This window comes from Rhodospirillales bacterium, from assembly GCA_023898805.1.
Classification (GTDB): domain Bacteria; phylum Pseudomonadota; class Alphaproteobacteria; order Micavibrionales; family UBA1664; genus UBA6145.
In genome coordinates this window covers 830,020-847,834 of record CP060260.1, presented here as the reverse complement: position 1 = coordinate 847,834, position 17,815 = coordinate 830,020, and the positions used below count along the sequence as shown (strand labels likewise).

Annotated in this window: 19 protein-coding genes and 1 riboswitch; of the genes, 16 read left to right on the top strand and 3 right to left on the bottom strand. The window is 51.7% G+C overall.

Going from position 1 to position 17,815, the window contains the following annotated elements; genetic code table 11:
* Nucleotides 1-15 precede the first annotated feature (15 nt).
* The 6 genes from H6866_04250 to H6866_04225 are packed head-to-tail and all read left to right on the top strand — an operon-like array spanning nt 16 to nt 8,683.
* A complete protein-coding gene (locus tag H6866_04250) occupies nt 16-3,741 on the top strand; it encodes a nitrate reductase subunit alpha (GenBank protein ID USO08430.1) in 3,726 nt (1,241 codons plus the stop codon).
* Nucleotides 3,738-5,360: a nitrate reductase subunit beta gene (gene narH, locus H6866_04245; protein USO08429.1), complete on the top strand. Its 1,623-nt coding sequence runs from the start codon at nt 3,738-3,740 to the stop codon at nt 5,358-5,360. Before H6866_04250 ends, narH begins: the two co-directional genes overlap by 4 nt.
* 11 nt (nt 5,361-5,371) lie before the next feature.
* Entirely contained in the window at nt 5,372-6,064 is a 693-nt protein-coding gene (gene narJ / locus H6866_04240; protein ID USO08428.1) for a nitrate reductase molybdenum cofactor assembly chaperone, read from the top strand.
* Complete coding sequence (gene narI, locus H6866_04235) at nt 6,061-6,735, top strand: respiratory nitrate reductase subunit gamma (GenBank protein ID USO08427.1); 675 nt, start codon at nt 6,061-6,063, stop codon at nt 6,733-6,735. The genes narJ and narI overlap by 4 nt, the downstream gene beginning before the upstream one ends.
* Nucleotides 6,736-6,738: 3 nt before the next feature.
* Nucleotides 6,739-7,527 (top strand): peptidylprolyl isomerase, encoded by a 789-nt coding sequence (locus tag H6866_04230; protein ID USO08426.1) that lies wholly within the window; start codon nt 6,739-6,741, stop codon nt 7,525-7,527.
* Between the two features lies 1 nt (nt 7,528).
* Complete coding sequence (locus H6866_04225; GenBank protein ID USO08425.1) at nt 7,529-8,683, top strand: NnrS family protein; 1,155 nt, start codon at nt 7,529-7,531, stop codon at nt 8,681-8,683.
* Here the strand turns inward: H6866_04225 and H6866_04220 are convergent.
* Nucleotides 8,680-9,384, bottom strand: a complete 705-nt coding sequence (locus H6866_04220) for a Crp/Fnr family transcriptional regulator (GenBank protein USO08424.1) — start codon at nt 9,382-9,384, stop codon at nt 8,680-8,682. The two genes, H6866_04225 and H6866_04220, sit on opposite strands and share 4 nt — an antisense overlap.
* A gap of 74 nt (nt 9,385-9,458) precedes the next feature.
* Nucleotides 9,459-9,583: riboswitch (molybdenum cofactor riboswitch) on the top strand.
* Here H6866_04220 and moaA point away from each other — a divergent pair.
* The 7 genes from moaA (at nt 9,572) to H6866_04185 (ending at nt 13,933) form a co-directional block, all read left to right on the top strand.
* Nucleotides 9,572-10,561, top strand: a complete 990-nt coding sequence (gene moaA, locus H6866_04215; GenBank protein ID USO08423.1) for a GTP 3',8-cyclase MoaA — start codon at nt 9,572-9,574, stop codon at nt 10,559-10,561. Its footprint overlaps the riboswitch before it by 12 nt.
* A 1-nt stretch (nt 10,562) precedes the next feature.
* A complete protein-coding gene (locus H6866_04210; protein ID USO08422.1) occupies nt 10,563-11,585 on the top strand; it encodes a bifunctional molybdenum cofactor biosynthesis protein MoaC/MoaB in 1,023 nt (340 codons plus the stop codon).
* Nucleotides 11,582-11,836, top strand: a complete 255-nt coding sequence (locus tag H6866_04205) for a hypothetical protein (GenBank protein USO08421.1) — start codon at nt 11,582-11,584, stop codon at nt 11,834-11,836. Before H6866_04210 ends, H6866_04205 begins: the two co-directional genes overlap by 4 nt.
* A gap of 1 nt (nt 11,837) precedes the next feature.
* On the top strand, nt 11,838-12,326 hold the full coding sequence (locus tag H6866_04200) for a molybdenum cofactor biosynthesis protein MoaE (GenBank protein USO08420.1): 489 nt from the start codon (nt 11,838-11,840) through the stop codon (nt 12,324-12,326).
* 43 nt (nt 12,327-12,369) lie between these two features.
* A complete protein-coding gene (locus tag H6866_04195) occupies nt 12,370-12,837 on the top strand; it encodes a molybdenum cofactor guanylyltransferase (GenBank protein USO08419.1) in 468 nt (155 codons plus the stop codon).
* Nucleotides 12,834-13,172 carry a hypothetical protein gene (locus H6866_04190; protein USO08418.1) on the top strand — a complete coding sequence of 113 codons (339 nt, stop codon included), beginning with the start codon at nt 12,834-12,836 and terminating at the stop codon, nt 13,170-13,172. The genes H6866_04195 and H6866_04190 overlap by 4 nt, the downstream gene beginning before the upstream one ends.
* On the top strand, nt 13,172-13,933 hold the full coding sequence (locus H6866_04185) for a sulfite exporter TauE/SafE family protein (protein USO08417.1): 762 nt from the start codon (nt 13,172-13,174) through the stop codon (nt 13,931-13,933). Before H6866_04190 ends, H6866_04185 begins: the two co-directional genes overlap by 1 nt.
* Here the strand turns inward: H6866_04185 and H6866_04180 are convergent.
* Nucleotides 13,905-14,999: a HesA/MoeB/ThiF family protein gene (locus tag H6866_04180; protein ID USO08416.1), complete on the bottom strand. Its 1,095-nt coding sequence runs from the start codon at nt 14,997-14,999 to the stop codon at nt 13,905-13,907. The two genes, H6866_04185 and H6866_04180, sit on opposite strands and share 29 nt — an antisense overlap.
* A 355-nt stretch (nt 15,000-15,354) precedes the next feature.
* Here H6866_04180 and H6866_04175 point away from each other — a divergent pair, with 355 nt between their 5' ends.
* The 3 genes from H6866_04175 (at nt 15,355) to H6866_04165 (ending at nt 17,168) form a co-directional block, all read left to right on the top strand.
* Entirely contained in the window at nt 15,355-15,981 is a 627-nt protein-coding gene (locus tag H6866_04175; GenBank protein USO08415.1) for a DUF2431 domain-containing protein, read from the top strand.
* Nucleotides 15,978-16,574, top strand: a complete 597-nt coding sequence (locus H6866_04170) for an alpha-ketoglutarate-dependent dioxygenase AlkB (protein USO08585.1) — start codon at nt 15,978-15,980, stop codon at nt 16,572-16,574. Before H6866_04175 ends, H6866_04170 begins: the two co-directional genes overlap by 4 nt.
* A gap of 132 nt (nt 16,575-16,706) precedes the next feature.
* The gene (locus H6866_04165) at nt 16,707-17,168 is read left to right on the top strand and encodes a hypothetical protein (protein USO08414.1); all 462 of its coding nucleotides are present in this window, start codon (nt 16,707-16,709) and stop codon (nt 17,166-17,168) included.
* On the opposite strand, the gene H6866_04160 is transcribed toward H6866_04165, so the two are convergent.
* On the bottom strand, nt 17,090-17,803 hold the full coding sequence (locus H6866_04160; GenBank protein ID USO08413.1) for a Crp/Fnr family transcriptional regulator: 714 nt from the start codon (nt 17,801-17,803) through the stop codon (nt 17,090-17,092). The two genes, H6866_04165 and H6866_04160, sit on opposite strands and share 79 nt — an antisense overlap.
* Between the last annotated feature and the right edge of the window lie 12 nt (nt 17,804-17,815).

The following is a 17,815-nucleotide window of genomic DNA, read 5'->3' as shown; positions in this document are numbered from 1 at the left end:
TCTGGAGAAAGTACCATGAGTTATCTGCTGGACCGTTTTTCCTTCTTCAAAAAAAATGACGACGAGACTTTTTCGGAAGGCCACGGCGTTACGACATCCGAAAATCGAGGATGGGAAGAAGCGTATCGTGATCGTTGGGCGCATGATAAAATCGTGCGCTCGACACACGGGGTCAACTGCACTGGCTCCTGCTCATGGAAAATCTATGTCAAAAACGGCCTGATTACGTGGGAAACACAGCAGACGGATTATCCGCGTACGCGGCCCGATCTGCCGAACCACGAGCCACGCGGCTGTGCGCGTGGTGCCAGTTATTCGTGGTACATCTATAGCGCCAATCGACTCAAATACCCAATGGTGCGAAAACGCCTGTTAAAATTATGGCGCGAAGTCAAACGCAAGGTTTGTAACCCTGTTGATGCGTGGGCGCATATTCAGGCCGATCCCGCTTTGCGCAAATCATATCAGGAAGTGCGTGGACGCGGCGGCTTTGTGCGTGCCGAGTGGGATGAAGTCAACGAGATTATCGCCGCTGCCAACATCCATACCATCAAAAAACATGGACCTGACCGCGTGATCGGTTTCTCGCCCATTCCTGCGATGTCGATGGTATCTTATGCGGCGGGATCGCGTTATCTATCGCTTATCGGCGGCGTGTGCATGAGCTTTTACGACTGGTATTGCGACTTGCCTCCTTCCAGTCCGCAAACATGGGGCGAGCAGACGGACGTGCCGGAAAGTGCCGATTGGTATAATGCCGGTTTTATCATGATGTGGGGTTCCAACGTGCCGCAAACGCGCACGCCGGACGCCCATTTTATGACCGAAGCGCGGTATAAAGGTACACAGATTGTCACCGTAACGCCTGATTATTCCGAGGCTTCAAAATTTGCCGATATCTGGCTTAACCCGAAGCAGGGCACGGATGCCGCGATGGGGATGGCCATGGGGCATGTGATTTTGAAGGAATTCCATCTTGATCGCGTTGATCCGTATTTTGACGAATATACACGTACCTATACCGATATGCCTTTTCTTGTACGCCTCGATAAACGCGATGGCCGCTATGTGCCAGGGCGTTTCCTGCGTGCTTCCGACTTTGCGGATGGTATGGGGGAAGCCAATAACCCGGAGTGGAAGACGCTGTGCTTTGATGAAAAAACAGGCGATGTGGTGGTGCCGAAGGGGTCCATCGGCTTCCGTTGGGGCGAGGAAGGCAAGTGGAACATCGTGCCGGCTGAATCCAGAACCGGACGTGCGTTTGTTATGCGCAAAACACTGAAGGGCGCGCAGGATGATATCGTTCCTGTTGGCTTCCCGTATTTTGCGGGGCAGGAACATGAGCATGGCTATTTTGAGCCAAACGCGCATGACGAGATTTTGGATCGCAACCTTCCTGTTAAATATTTGCAGTTAAAAGAAGGTCGTGTGCCTGTAGTTACGGTATTTGATTTGCTCTGTGCCCAGTATGGCATTGATCGTGGGTTTGGTGGCGGCAATGTAGCTTCCGGTTACGATCAAAACATCCCGTACACACCGGCCTGGCAAGAAAAAATTACGGGCGTGGATGCCGGGAAAGTCATTCGTGTTGCCCGCGCCTTTGCGGACAACGCATCCACGACCAAGGGTAAGTCGATGATCATCATCGGTGCGGCCATGAACCACTGGTACCACATGGACATGAACTACCGCGCCTGCATCAACATGCTGACCTTCTGCGGGTGTGTCGGGCAATCGGGTGGAGGCTGGTCACATTACGTGGGGCAGGAAAAACTGCGCCCGCAAACCGGCTGGGCACCCTTGGCCTTTGCACTTGATTGGGCGCGTCCGCCCCGCCAGCAGAACAGCACATCGTTTTTCTATGCGCATACCGACCAATGGCGCTATGAAACACTGGGCTTGCAGGAGATTTTATCACCTACGGCTGATAAAAAGGCATGGAAAGGGACGTTGATTGATTGCAACGTGCGCGCCGAGCGCATGGGATGGTTGCCATCAGCGCCGCAGCTTCAGGAAAACCCGATTGCGTTGGTTCGTGAAGCAGAAAAAGCAGGTAAAGACCCCATCGCGCATGTTGTCGAGCGTCTTAAATCCGGCAATTTGCGCATGTCGTGTGAAGATCCGGATGCGCCGGATAATTGGCCTCGCAACCTGTTTGTGTGGCGTTCAAACCTTTTGGGGTCGAGCGGCAAGGGGCACGAATATTTCCTGAAGCACCTGCTTGGTACGCAGCATGGTGTCCAGGGTAAGGATTTAGGCGCTGAAGGGCGTGGTTCTGTCAGCGATGTGACGTGGCATGATGCGGCGCCGGAGGGCAAGCTAGACTTGCTGGTGACACTCGATTTCCGCATGTCCACGACCTGTATGTATTCCGATATCGTTTTGCCGACGGCCAGTTGGTACGAGAAAAACGATCTCAATACATCTGATATGCATCCGTTCATCCACCCGCTTTCAGCGGCGATTGACCCTGTGTGGCAAAGCAAGTCGGACTGGGAGATTTATAAAGGAATTGCCAAAAAATTCTCGGAATTAACGGTAGGGCATTTAGGTGTTGAAAAAGACCTTGTGCTCAATCCGTTGATGCATGACAGCCCGTCCGAGCTCGCCCAGCCTGATGTGCGTGAATGGCGCCATAGCCAGTGTGATGCAATCCCCGGTAAAACTATGCCGACCATGAAAGTAGTGGAACGTGATTATCCAAACACTTATGCGCGGTTTACTTCTTTGGGGCCGCTCATGGAAAAGGCGGGCAACGGCGGAAAAGGGATTGCGTGGAACACCGAGCATGAAGTCGACTTCCTCAAAAAGCTTAACGGTACAAAGGAAGGCCGCGCGAAAATCGAAAGTGATATTGATGCGTGCGAAGTTATTCTGAGTCTTGCGCCGGAAACCAACGGCGAGGTGGCGGTCAAATCATGGGCCGCGCTTTCAAAAATAACGGGGCGTGACCATACGCACTTGGCTTTGCCGAAAGAGGAAGAAAAAATCCGCTTCCGCGATATTCAGGCGCAACCGCGCAAGATTATCTCGTCACCCACATGGAGCGGTATTGAATCCGAGCATGTCTGCTACAACGCAGGGTACACCAACGTGCATGAATTCATCCCGTGGCGTACGCTGACAGGACGCCAGCAGCTGTATCAGGATCATCCCTGGATGCTGGATTTCGGCGAAGGGTTGGTATCTTATCGCCCGCCCATTAATACCGGCACGGTTCAAAATATGCTCGATAAACACGGTAAAGAATCGCCGACGGTGCTGCTCAACTGGATTACACCGCACCAAAAATGGGGCATTCATTCCACGTATTCGGACAATCTGCATATGCTGACACTTTCGCGCGGCGGGCCGATTGTGTGGATGAGCGAGACCGATGCGCAGAAAATCGGCGCCAAGGATAACGATTGGCTGGAGGTGTTCAACACCAACGGTGCGATCGTCGCCCGTGCGGTTGTCAGCCAGCGTGTGAACGAAGGCATGATGATGATGTACCACGCGCAGGAGAAAATCGTGAACATGCCAGGGAGCCAGATAACAGGTGCACGCGGTGGCATCCATAACTCTGTAACCCGTGCAACGGTCAAGCCGACACACATGATTGGTGGTTATGCCCAGCAAAGTTACGGGTTTAACTATTACGGAACAGTCGGTTCCAACCGTGACGAATTCGTGATTGTACGCAAAATGGACAGGGTGGACTGGATGGATGGTTCCGTTCCGCAGGAGGCTGCACAATGAAGATACGCGCTCAAGTTGCCATGGTGTTGAATCTCGATAAATGTATCGGATGCCATACCTGTTCCGTGACCTGCAAGAACGTCTGGACGTCACGCGAAGGTGTTGAATACGCATGGTTCAACAACGTCGAAACCAAGCCTGGTGTTGGTTATCCCAAGGAATGGGAGAACCAAGATAAGTGGAATGGCGGCTGGAAACGACGTAAAGACGGCAAAATAGAGCCCAAGCAGGGCGGTCGCTGGCGCATTTTGGCGAATATTTTTGCCAATCCGAATTTGCCTGAAATTGATGATTATTACGAGCCGTTTACCTTCGATTACGACCATTTGCAAAAATCGCCTGAAAGTAAGGCGATGCCGACAGCGCGCCCACGCTCGCTTGTATCAGGGCAGCGTATGGAGAAAATCAAATGGGGGCCCAACTGGGAAGAGATTCTGGGTACGGAATTTGAACATCGTCGTAAAGATTATAACTTCAAAGACATTGAGGAAGAAATCTACGGCCAGTTTGAAAATACATTCATGATGTATTTGCCGCGTTTGTGCGAGCATTGCCTGAACCCTACTTGTGTTGCTTCTTGTCCGTCAGGGTCGATTTACAAACGCGAAGAAGACGGCATTGTTCTTGTTGATCAGGACAAATGCCGCGGCTGGCGTATGTGCATCTCCGGTTGCCCGTACAAGAAAATCTATTACAACTGGAAGTCCGGCAAGGCCGAGAAATGCACGTTCTGCTACCCGCGTATTGAAAACGGCGAACCGACCGTTTGTTCGGAAACCTGTGTTGGGCGTATCCGTTACCTTGGCGTGATGCTCTATGATGCCGACCGTATCGAGGGTGCGGCGTCGGTTGAAAGTACGGAAGACCTGTATAACTCGCAGTGCGGTATCTTCCTGAACCCCCATGATCCGAAGGTTATTGAGCAGGCCAAGCGTGATGGCATTCCCGATAACTGGATGGAAGCCGCGCGCAAATCGCCCGTCTATAAGATGGCAATGGAATGGAAAGTGGCCTTCCCGCTGCATCCTGAATACCGCACCTTGCCGATGGTCTGGTATATCCCACCACTCTCGCCCGTACAGGCGGCCGCCGAGGCGGGAAAAATCCCTCAAACGGGGATCATGCCGGATGTCGATCAACTGCGTATTCCTGTCAAATATCTGGCAAACCTTCTCACCGGCGGCAAGGAAGAGCCGGTGACATTGGCCTTAAAACGCATGATGGCCATGCGCCACTTCATGCGCGGCAAGCTGGTGGAAGGCAAGGATAATAGTGCCGTGTTGGGCAGTGTGGGGTTGACGCCTGATATGGTCGAGGACATGTATAAAATCATGGCGCTCGCCAATTACGAAGACCGCTATGTTATCCCGACCGGCCACCGCGAGGAAACTCTGGATGCCTACGGTGAAAGCGGTGGCTGCGGTTTTAGCTTCGGTAATGGATGCTCCGGCCATAGCAACAGCGAAACCGATTTGTTCGAAAACCCGAAACAATGGCGTGGGCGCAGTGCCTCAGGCAAGGATAACCGTGTGAATACCATTTTCAAACGCGATCACGGAGAACCGGAGATGCCACCGTCAAAGCCCGGCAGCAGTTGCTGTGGCAGTTGCGGCAGTTAGGGAGACAGGTCATGAAAACACCGAAAATCCTTGGGCTTTTAGTGTCTTATCCGAATGCAGCATTGGTTGAAGCCTTGCCGGAATGTGTGTCCGTTTTGAAAACGGAGGGATGGGTATCTGTCTCATGCATGAAGGCCGTTGAATCCTTTGTGCGGAGTTTACAAGCACAAGACCTGCTGGATGCGCAGGAAGAGTATGTGGGGTTGTTTGACCGTACACCGTCGCTATCTCTGCATCTGTTCGAGCATGTACACGGTGATTCCCGCGATCGTGGGCAGGCTTTGGTTGATCTTGGGAATTTATATACCGAAAAGGGGCTAAAAATCGCCTCCGATGAGATGCCGGATTATCTGCCGATTTTCATGGAGTATCTCTCGATCCTGCCGCCGGATGAAGCCAAGGAAGGCCTTGATGGCATCAGCCATATTTTGGCGGCGATGACAGAGCGCCTGAAGCAGCGCGAAAGTGCTTATGCTGGCGTTATGGATGCTGTCTTGTCCATCCTTACCTGCAAACCTGATGCCAAGGCTGTGCAAACGACACTGGCAAAAGGCAATGGTGCCGCGCCTGATTTTGAAGAGATGGATAAGGCGTGGGAGGAACAGTTTGCGTTAAAGACGCCTGACCCTACGGCTGCGCAGGATTGCCCAAAGGCATCTGCCATGTTGGCGCGTATGAATCAAATCGCCGGGAGGGCGTCATGAACTTCTTTCTATTCCAGATACTTCCCTATCTTTCCTTGGGTGTGTGCATTCTTGGATGCATGTTGCGCTTTGATCGTGACCCTTATAGCTGGCGCAGCAAATCGAGCCAACTTTTGCGTCGCAAGCAGTTGATGATGGGCAGCGTATTTTTTCATGTGGGCATCTTGATTGTGCTTGCCGGTCATGCCGTCGGACTTTTGACGCCTGTAGTCGTGTTCGATGCGCTGGGTATTGCCCACGGTACAAAGCAACTGCTGGCCATGGTTGTAGGCGGGGCAGCCGGCATGTTGTGCCTTATCGGGCTTTTGATGCTGTTGCACCGCAGGCTTTATGATCAGCGTATTCGCGCAACATCTTCGGTTGCAGATATTGCCGTCTTATTCCTGTTGCTCGCACAGCTTTTATTGGGGCTGTGCACCATCCCTGTTTCCATGGGGCATCTGGATGGGCACGAGATGGTCAAGTTCATGGAATGGGCGCAGCATATCGTGACTTTCCGTGCAGGGGCTTCTGATTTTATTGCGGATGTTCATCCTGTCTTCAAATTGCATCTCACGCTCGGGATGTTGCTGTTCATTGCCTTCCCATTCACACGGCTTGTGCATGCTCTGAGCGCACCGCTCGGGTTTGTTTTCAGGCCGTGGCAAATTGTACGTCGCCGCGAGGTGTAAGCCATGCATGCGTTGGCCCCTGGCATCACCGTCAATGGCGTATCCATTACGCCCGACCAGATCAGTGCCGAGGTGCAATATCATCCGGCCGAGTCTTTGCTTCAGGCCAAGTATGAGGCTATGCAGGCGCTCGTGATCCGTGAGCTATTGGTGCAGGAAGCTGTTGCAAAGGGTATTGCCAAGCGCGAGGAGATAAATATTTCACATGATGCCGCGATCGAAAAGCTTTTGAAACAGGAGATATCCCTGCCAGTGCCAACGGACGAGGAGTGCAGGCGCTATTACGAGAACAATCCTGTCAAATTTCATACATCGCCGCTTTTTGAAGTCTCGCATATTCTTTATCTTGCGCCTCCCGATAACAAAAAGGCGAGAGCCGAAGCGTTGAAGCGTGCTGAAAAAACGCTTGAGCGGATTTCAAAAAAAGCATCTTTGTTTAAATCGATAGCCAGGGAAGAATCCGGTTGCCCGTCTGCCAAAGATGGCGGGCGGCTGGGGCAGATCGGGAAAGGGCAGACCATGCCGGCCTTTGAGGCCGCTCTCATGAAGATGCAAGCCGGTGATATCAGTCTTGAACCCGTGGCCAGCGAAGTTGGGTATCATATCATCAAGGTGCATGAGCGGGCGGAGGGCAACCGGTTGCCATTCGAGGCCGTGGCTGAGTGGATCTCCAAAACCATCACCGAACAAAGCTGGCGCCGTGCATTTGGCCAGTATGTCCAAATATTGGCTGGTAAAGCCAAAATCAGCGGGTTTAAGCTAAAGGCATCCGATTCACCTTTGGTTCAGTGATATGCGCAAATTCTTGGATGCTCCTTTCTTGGGGCGTGGTTTCAGACCTTTTTTCTTTTTCGGTGCCCTTTATGCCGCTTTTGTGATGCCGCTTTGGGTATTAACTTTCTGCGGTGTTGCCATACCGCCTCCAAACGCATTGTTTTGGCATGCGCATGAAATGCTTTTCGGGTTTACGGTTTCTATTGTTGCAGGCTTTTTATTAACGGCTGTTGCCAACTGGACGGGCGGTGCGCCTGCACGGCAAATTCATCTGGCGGGTCTTGTTATTCTCTGGGTATTGGGGCGGGGTGTTGTGTTTTCACCTAATGTACCCCAATGGCTTGCGATAGGTGTTGAGGGGCTTTTTTTACCTGCACTGGCTTTGAGCCTTGCAATCCCCTTATGGCGCAGCCGCAATTTCAGGAACATGCTGTTTATTGGTCTCTTAACTGCGTTGTGGCTGTGCGACATGGCTTCCCTGGCAACAGGTGATGTGGGATATATCCATACGGCGGTTTTGATTGTGATGGTCAAAATCTCGACGATTGGCGGGCGCGTCATTCCTGCCTTTACTGTTGCATCCCTAAGGCGGCGCGGTATCAATGCTTTCCAACCAAATATGCCAAAGGCGGATATATTTGCGTTGGCTTGCGGCATAACATGCATTGTATTCCATGCTCTGTTGGGCGTAGACGTGTTCGCCACTGGCATGGCGTTTGTTTTGATGGCGCTTATCAACGGGTACAGGCTTTTTAAATTTAACCCGGCCAAGGCTTTTGCAGATCCGATGGTTTGGGTACTTCATGTTGGCTTTTTGTGGATGATCACCGGTTTTGCGCTGCTTGGAGCCGCATCGTTTGGCGTTTTGCCAATATCGACCGCACTTCACGCTATGACAGCGGGGGCCATTGGCACTATGTGCATTGGCATGATGTGCCGTGTGGCCCTTGGTCATACGGGGAGAGATATTTCGGCGGACACGCTGACAATCGTAATGTTTAGCTTGATACAGGTCGCAGCCATCATCAGGGTGTTTGGAAGTATGCTGATGCCTGATCATTATGACCGTATCATTGAGGCATCGGGCGGGTTGTGGGCGGTCGTCTTTTTGATATATGCGTTCCGGTATGCGCCAATATTGTTTAGCTCAAGACCGGATGGACAGACAGCCTAGCAAGGTTTATCACGGCCATCGAAATCACAAAATTCCGCCAGTTTCCGGGGTGTGGTTATATTCACGCGTCGCCCCTGCACTTCAACCCCGTAGGGGCGCAACTGCTGAAAGCACCGTGAAAACGTTTCAGGCTTGATGTTGAGGCGTTTGGCGATGATCGATTTATCGTAAGGAAGATCAAGGATGTGTGATCCGTCTTTTCGTTCTTCCAGTTTTTTGCAAAACCGCAATAAAAAAGCGCCGACACGCTGCGGAGCCGAGCGCGAGCTAACCTGTTCCAACTGCTGCACAAGATAATGCTGGCGCGAGGCAATGGCGGCTAGCATATGCAGGGCAAAACGGCTGTTTTCCTCGATTTTTCTATAGAAAAACAGGCGCGGGATTTCCAGCATCGTGCCGTCATCAACGGCCTGCGCGCTGACAGGGTATATATGACGTTCGTTAAATACGGCAGCCTCGGCGAATGTTTCGCCCGGGCCAAAGACATGGATAATGGTTTCAATACCCTCGCGTGAGATACGATACAGTTTGATCCAGCCGCTCAGGATTACAAAAAATCCTTTGGCATCATCCCCCATACTGAAAAGCTCGTTCCCCTTTTCAAAGTTATGCGGAATGGCATTTCGCGCTACATCCGTGAGATCGCTTTCCGAGAGAGCTTGGAAAATCGGGGTTTTGTGCAAGACAGCCAGAGTGTTCATGCTCCATAGTTAGCTGACGTATTTTTTGCTTTGCTTGATTCAAATCAAACCCTGTTTTTCTGGGGTGCGCAGACTATCAGTTGTGTCTCCGAAGTCGCGGATACCTAAGTCCTTTGCCGGATATGGTTTCGTGACCGGGGTTGTGGTGGAAACGCCACAGTCTCCACGATTTTTGGAAAGGAGCGTCATGGAACAGGCACACCCCCTACAGGATGCGTTTGGGCGCAGGTTTTCGTACCTAAGGCTGTCGCTTACGGATATCTGTAATTTTAAATGCTCATACTGCCTTCCGAACGGATACCAGAAATGTGGCGATGCTGCGCCGATGACGCGGGATGAGATTCTACGGCTTGTGCGTGCCTTTGCCGGTTTGGGTATCTGGAAGGTCAGGATCACGGGTGGTGAGCCGACTTTGCGTCCGGATTTTATCGAGATAGCCGAGAGTATTTCAAGAATTGAAGGCATCCGTAAGCTGGCACTGACGACAAACGGCTACAAACTGCCCGAACGGGCGTTAGGCTACAGGCTTGCCGGTATCAATGCCATCAATCTCAGCATTGATTCACTGGATAACAAAAGGTTTGCGCAAATTACAGGGCATGACCGTCTTGCGGAAGTCATGCACGGCCTTGATGTGTGTGAACATGCGGGTTTTTCCAGCATCAAAATCAATGCGGTTTTGCTGAAGGGATTGAATGACAAAGAGCTTTCCGGATTTCTGGAGCTTGTTAAGCATCGCCCTGTATCCGTGCGGTTTATCGAGTTGATGCGTACCAATGACAACGCTGATTATTTCAAAGAACATCATCTGAGCGCTGCGCTCATCGCGGAGAATTTGGAAGGGCTTGGCTGGAAGCGCAAAGACAGGGAACTTGGCGCAGGCCCCGCGCAGGAATTCTGGCATCCAGAGCATGCAGGCTGCATTGGTCTCATTGCGCCCTATTCCAAAGACTTTTGTAAGAGCTGCAACCGTCTTCGTGTCTCCAGCCGTGCCGAGATGCATCTTTGCTTGTTTGGCGAGGGTGGGTATCCGTTGCGGGATTTATTACAGCACGATGACCAACGGCAGGAGTTGCAGGAAAAAATAATGAGTCTTTTGGGATATAAGCGCGAGGCGCATGCGCTGCATCAAGGATGCTCGGGCGCCACGCAACATCTGGCATCGATCGGAGGGTGACATGACATTCAAAATGCCTGAAAAAGGCGTATCCCGTTTTGGCATGATAGACGTAGGTAAAAAACGGCCAACGCGCCGTGTGGCCGTGGCAACTGGCCGTATTGTGGTTGGTTGTGCTGCTTTCGAGGCTATAGAACGTGGCGCGCTACCAAAGGGCGATGTGTTGGCACTTGCCGAAGCGGCAGCCATTGCGGGTGCAAAAAACACACCGCAAAGCATTCCCATGTGCCATGCGGTGCCGCTTGATATGGCGGGTGCACATTTTGTGCTGGATGTGGCTGCCAATGCCGTAGACGTGATTGTCCAGTGCGTGGCGATTGCCAAAACCGGTGTCGAGATGGAGGCACTTGCGGGGGTTAATGCCGCGCTTTTGACCATCTGGGATTTGACCAAGGGTACAAACCCAGCCCTGCAAATTGAAGGTGTGCGGCTACTGGCCAAAACGGGCGGCAAAAGCGGTGCCTGGAAAAACCCTGAAGGCGTCCCGGCTTGGCTTGAGGTGCAGCTTTTAGACACAGAACTTAAAGGCATTAAAGCTGCAGTACTTGTTATGAGCGACCGTGCCTCGGCAGGTGTTTATGACGATAAATCAGGAAAATTTTTACTCGAAGCACTGAAGGCTGACGGGGCTGATGTTGTGGCCTATCAAGTCATCCCCGATGAGAAAGTGCTTATTGCAAAAACTATCAAAGATATCTGTGTCAAACATTCCCCGCAGGTTTTATTGGCGTCGGGCGGTACAGGGCCATCACCGAGGGATGTGACGCCCGAAGTGCTAAAGGATATATGCGCGCCGATGCTGGACGGCATAGGCGAATGGCTGCGACAAGAAAGCGGATTTTTTACCGAAACCGCGTGGCTCTCCCGCATGTGCGCCGGCATTGTGGATGAGACCCTTGTGATTGCACTGCCCGGTAGCCCGAAGGCGGTTGCAGAATGCTGGCAGATGCTCCAGCCCGTTCTATCAAAGGCCGTCGAGCGCATCGCAAAACAAATGCCTGCACGTGACAGGAAATCAGCATGAATGAAGAACTGAAAATCGAGCTTCGTTTTTTTGGTGCGTTTCGAAAGCATGGCCAAAGTCTTCAGTTTGCAGTGCCGATGGGCTGTGATATCGCGGGCGTTAAAGCCGCTTTGTTGGGTGCGCTTCATGGCCAGGATGAGGCGCTGATCGGCGATTCCGTGTTGGCTGATGATGTAAGTATTCTACCTTCAGACCATGTGTTTACAGTGGGTGGCGCGCTTTCCATCCTGCCGCCGGTGTGTGGGGGATAGCATGGCTCAAAAAATTCATATCGCTATCAGGGAGGGGGCGTTGGATGCAACGCCAGCCTTTGCATTTGTATCTGATGCTTCGCATGGAGCTATTGCCAGCTTTGTAGGCGTTGTACGCAATCATCACGAAGGCCGTGCCGTTAGCGGCATGATTTATGATTGCCATGATGGATTGGCTGAAAAAGCCTTACTGGAAATCTGCCACGAGGCAATCAATCTTTGGGATGATGTTCATATTTTTGTAGAACACGCCAAGGGCACGTTGAAGGTGGGTGATGCCAGTGTTGTGATTGCTGTTGGCTCGCCGCACCGTGCCAATGCCTTTGATGCCTGTCGTTTTATCATTGAGGAAATCAAAAAACGCGTGCCTGTCTGGAAGCAGGAATTATATATCGATGGGACACAGGCATGGCTGGGCGGTTCCAAACTTGATATACCTCAGACCAAGACAGGCTGCGGGTGTGGTGGGTGTGGCTGTGGCGGCAGGTAATGGCCTATTGGGCGTTGTGCTTGTGGGCGGACGGTCATCCCGTATGGGGCAAAATAAGGCGCTCTTGAAGCTGGGTGGACGCCCTCTTGTAGAGCATGCGCAAGACTCTTTAAGGATGCCTGAGATCTCTCAAATCATCTTAAGCGGCACGCTTGAGGGGTATAAGACGGTGCCGGATGCAACATCCTATGAAGGGCCTGCCAAGGCGATGATGGATATCATCGAAGGTTATCCCGCTTACGAGGGCTATTTATTTGTGCCTGTCGACATGCCGCTTTTGGGAGGTGACATACTTCGTCCGCTCCTTCACCAAGACAGCGCCGCCTGTTATCAGGGGTGGCCACTTCCTGCCTATATCCCTAAAAGCGTATTTGTGCGCCATGAATGCAAAAGCGTCCGTTCTTTGCTGGAGGCTTTGGGGGCAAAGGCTATTGAACCGGATACTGCCCATCAAGACCAATTTATTAACGTCAATACACCCGATGAATGGCAAAAACTGGGGGCTCTATGAACGTTAAACTGGCTGGTCATGAAGTTATATTCAAAATTTCTGAAACCGAGCTTTATGAGCTTGAGCGTGCCGGGCACCTAGAACTAAAGATAATGCTCGGTGGCATGGTCATGGCGATTGAAATAACTGTTTCGGAAACTATTCAAAAGCCTGTTTTGCATCTCAGTACGGATCGATCAGAGGCATGCCTTGGTCTTTCAGTGACTTTGTCTGATATCACCAATCTTAAGGACAAAGGAAAAGATCGCGATGGTTTGATGTGGTTTACGGATGGTACAAAGACCCTGCTGCAAGTTGATCTGAAAACCGATACGCGCCCTCGTAAGGCCAGTTGATGTTTATCCTTGCTGTTCCGTTTTTTTTGACCGCTCTTGTGTACGCCTCTGTCGGGTTTGCGGGCGGCTCGACATACACGGCCATACTGAGTATGGCGGGTATTGATTACCGTATCATTCCTGTTGTTTCTTTGTGTTGCAATATCATCGTGTCCGCAGGCGGGTGCTGGCGTTTTAGCCTATGCGGTTTGATCGACTGGCGGCGCACCGTCTCGTGGGCTTCTTTATCGGTTCCTATGGCTTTTTTGGGCGGGCTGTTGCCTGTGGGAAAAGTCGTTTTCTTTGGCGTACTGGGCGCAGCTTTGCTTTTGGCCGGTATCCGGCTTTTGTTTTTGAAACAACACGTTTGTTCCGTGATTCCAACACAGAAATTTGTATGGCCTGTCGTGTTGCCATGTAGTGCCGGGCTTGGTTTATTGGCTGGCATTACAGGTATCGGTGGCGGGATATATTTGGCGCCGCTTCTGCATTTTCTAAAGTGGGATAATGCGCGTCAAATAGCGGCTACATGTAGCTTTTTTATATTCATCAATTCGCTCGCAGGCATTTTGGGGCAGATGCTGAAGCTCAGTGATGCCGGCCTGATGCGAAGCGCTATTGAATACTGGCCATTGGCGCTGTTGGTTTTTGTCGGTGGATCCGCCGGTTCATGGCTAGGGGCCACGCGCTTGTCTTTAGGATGGATTACAAGGGCGACGGGTATTCTTACGTGCTATGCTGGTGCGCAGTTAATTAGCAAGTTTCTTTCTTTGCTTTGGTAAGCCACGCTTCATATCCACCGCGCAAGCTTCTTATATTTACAAAACCGTTTGTTGCTATGATTTGTGCAGCCTTAAGGCTGCGAACGCCTTTTTGGCAATAGAGTACCAAGTCGGTGTCTACGGGAAGATCCGGCAATTTGCCTGCTTCGATATCTGATAGAGGGCAAAGGATAGCGCTTTTTATGTGCCCATTGTCCCATTCCGTTTTTTCGCGCACGTCTATCAGCGTGTAAGATCCGTTGGCAGGAAGTTCATCCAATTGAGATATTTGTACGGTCGAGCATTCTGGATTGTTATAGGTGAGTTTGATGTCTGCTTTGTCTTGTGCACACACAAGGCAGTCGTGTTTTTTAGTGATAGACAGTGACTGCGTATCCATCGTTTTCATGTCGATGATCCACAGCTTGCCGATGAGCGGGGCGAAGCTTGCATGATCTACAATCAGGGTGATGCATTGCATGGCCTGTGTTGTTCCGATGACTCCGGCAACAGCGCCGATTACGCCTGCTTCCGCACAGTTACGGATGGCGGCCTTGGGTGGCGTGGGGTAAAGGCAGCGATAGCATGGGCCGTGTTCCGTGCTCCATACAGAAACCTGCCCTTCAAATCCCTGTATGGCACCGTAAACGACCGGTTTCGAGGTTTTGATGGCAGCATCGTTAATTAAATATTTTGTCTCGAAGTTGTCGGTGCCGTCGATAATGATATCGTGCCTTAAGAATAGGTCTTTCGCGTTTTTATCGGTCAGCCAGTCCGCGATAGCTTCAACCTCAATGTCAGGATTGAGCTGTTGCAGGCGCTTTTGGGCGGCAATGGCTTTGGATTGACCGCAATCTTCAACGGTGAAAAGCACCTGCCTTTGCAGGTTGGTAAGATCGACGGTATCAGGATCTATGATTGTAATATGGCCAACTCCGGCTGCAGCCAAATACATTAACGCCGGACAACCCAAGCCGCCCGCCCCTACACAAAGGATGCGTGCTGCGGCAAGTTTGGATTGTCCTTCAGGCCCTATTTCAGACAATACGACCTGCCGTTGGTAGCGATGCGAAGCGAGCGTGTTCATGCCTTGAGAGTTTATTGCAAGCCTAGAGGTTAGAGGGTGTTTTATGAATGTGTTATAGATTACTTTTTTCCCTGTTCGTTGTCATAGGGAAAGCTTTAACTTGGGTGCCAAAAACCAAGCTTTAGGCGGTGATTTTCAGAAAAAATCACCAGCTTTCTTCCTTTTTTCCGTTTATTTTCCCTTAAAAACAGGGAAAATGGCCTGAGAATAGTGCGAGCGTGACTGCGCACACAGCCATTAGTCTGAAGCTAATTTGTCTCTTGCTTTGGATTTTAAAATATAGGAATATATTCAGTATCAGACACCACAGCTCCGCCTGCGGTGTTTTTTTGTACCTAAAATCAGGGAGCCGCGCATGTTTGATGTAATTGGAAGGACTGTAGCAGCCTATTCAAGGCTCGGGCTTGGGCCATGGGTGGCACTTGGTGATGTCTTGCTGGTTGGCGAAGGTAATTTGAGTTTTGCAGTTGCATTGTTGAAGAGGCCGGAAACTGGCGTCATGAGCATGTCGGCAACGGTCTTTGAAAGCGAAAGAGGCCAACCGGAAGACGCTATCAGGAACGCAGGGATTATCAGACAGGCAGGTGGCCGTGTGCTGTACGATGTTGATGCCACGCATTTGGACAAGAGTCTGACAGGGCAGAAATTTGATACAATCATTTTTCAATTTCCGAATGTTGGCAGTCGGGATAGCAAGTGCGGCCACACATCAAATCACGTCATGATCCGTCTTTTTCTGCGTAGTGCCGCATCATATCTGGAGAAAGACGGGCAGGTGTTGATAACGGCCGTGGACAGCCCATACTACGATGGTGTGTTCAAATTCGATGAAGCGGCTTTATTTGCAGGCTTTAGTGTGTCCCTGCCTTGCCGCTTTGACCAAGGTATGTTTCCCGGCTACGCTCATGTCAATACGAACGATGATGGCAGTGCACTGGACAATCATGATCGTTTTGCGACATGGGTATTCAAACTGAAATGACAAATTTGCTGTTCAAACTGGAAAAGGAGCCTATCCCTGCAATAGACGGGCTGCATTATTTTCCTGATTTTTTAGCAGCTGAAGAGCAAATCCGTTTTATAGAGAATATCGATCAAAACAGCTGGCTGAATGATCTGAAGCGGCGCGTACAGCATTACGGCTACAAGTACGATTACAAGGCGCGTGGTGTAAGCAGGGACGCTTACATAGGTCCGTTGCCAGGGTGGCTAAAACCAATTGCGCAGAGATTATACGAGCAAGGTCATTTCAGTGCGGTACCTGACCAGATCATAGTGAATGAATATGAACCCGGGCAGGGCATATCCGCCCATGTCGATTGTATTCCATGTTTTGGGAAAACAATCGCATCGTTGTCGCTTGGGTCTGGGGCCATGATGCAGTTTCAAAATATTCAGACAGGGCAAAAGGCGGAGCTTTATCTGGAAGAAGGTAGTCTGGTGGTCTTGTCGGGCCCGGCCCGATATGAATGGATGCATGCCATCCCCGCCCGTAAATCCGATACTGTTGGTGGTTTCAAGGTTGAGCGGGGCCGTCGGCTGTCGCTGACTTTCCGTACCATGATTACGGTTTGAGAACGGTTATCAGCAGACTGCGCGCACAGCCATCTACATACCCTCCCGCCATATTTTGAGAGTTGCACGCCCGTAGGGACGGTTTGACGGAAATCAAATACATCGGCGGCGCGGCTGTGAAAGCATGGCACGATGGCGGCCCGTATTTTCAAGGGTAATGACGATCTTGATGCGCTGTTTGCGCAGTATGTCAATGTGTGCAATGCGGCACTGGCACAGAACCGGACGAGGTTCCCGTATAAATCAATCTGGGATGCAGCAGGCCTGCACATGGCGCGCCTAAAAATTCACGCGATCGTGGTCGATCACGGTCGGGAAATCACGCTGATAATGCTTTTACGCGAAGGGCGGCTGGATTTCGTGCCGGGCGCGGGCTGCGGTTGTACATGCTGTCAGGGCGAAGAACGATACTGGCGCGTGGGCCGCGAGGCGCTGGAGCTAGCCGTCGATCATCCGCAACTGTTCATCAGCCAGCCGGCGCGGCTGGACTGGTCGTGGCTGGTGCCGGCTGAAGGTCATTTATCGGCGCACGGGAAGCCGGAGCTGCAGGCCGCGCAGGCATATTCGGATAATTGCACAAACGAGCGTGCCTGAACCGTCGAGCCCCTGATTTCCAGGCCCGTTTCCTTTTTCAGGCGGGCAAGCGCGCGGGAAAATGTTTCCGGCTGCATGCCAAGGCGCGCCGCCAGCAGTGTTTTGTCGTATGGCAAATGAACGGTAACCGGGCCGGAATCATGCTGGTTCATCAAGCGCAGCAGGAAACAGCCGATGCGTTGCGGCGCGCTTTGCAAGGTACGGTGTTCGATTTCCATTTCCTGTTCGTGACGATAGCGGCTCATGGATTTGAGCATCGCCAGCGCAAGGGCATGATTGCGGTCGATTTCATCTTGTAGCGTGCGCAGCGGCAGGCGTGCGACCTCGCCTTCCTCGACCATTTCGGCGCTGTAGGCATAGATGCCGTTTTCAAAAATGGCGGTTTCGCCGAACAGGTGCCCGGCAGGCAGGATGTCGACGATCGCCTGATCGCCGTCGAGCGTTTCACGAAAGAGTTTTATCCAGCCGGAGCGGATATAGAAGTAACTATTGGCGGGTTCGCCGTTTAAAAACAGTACCCGGCCTTTGGCGCATTGTTCGATCCCGGCGCCCTGAAGCAGGCGTGCAAGCACCGCCGCCGGGCAATCATGAAACATCGGCAGGGATTTCAGGGTTGCGGGTGTGATCGTGTTCACGCCCCGTATCAT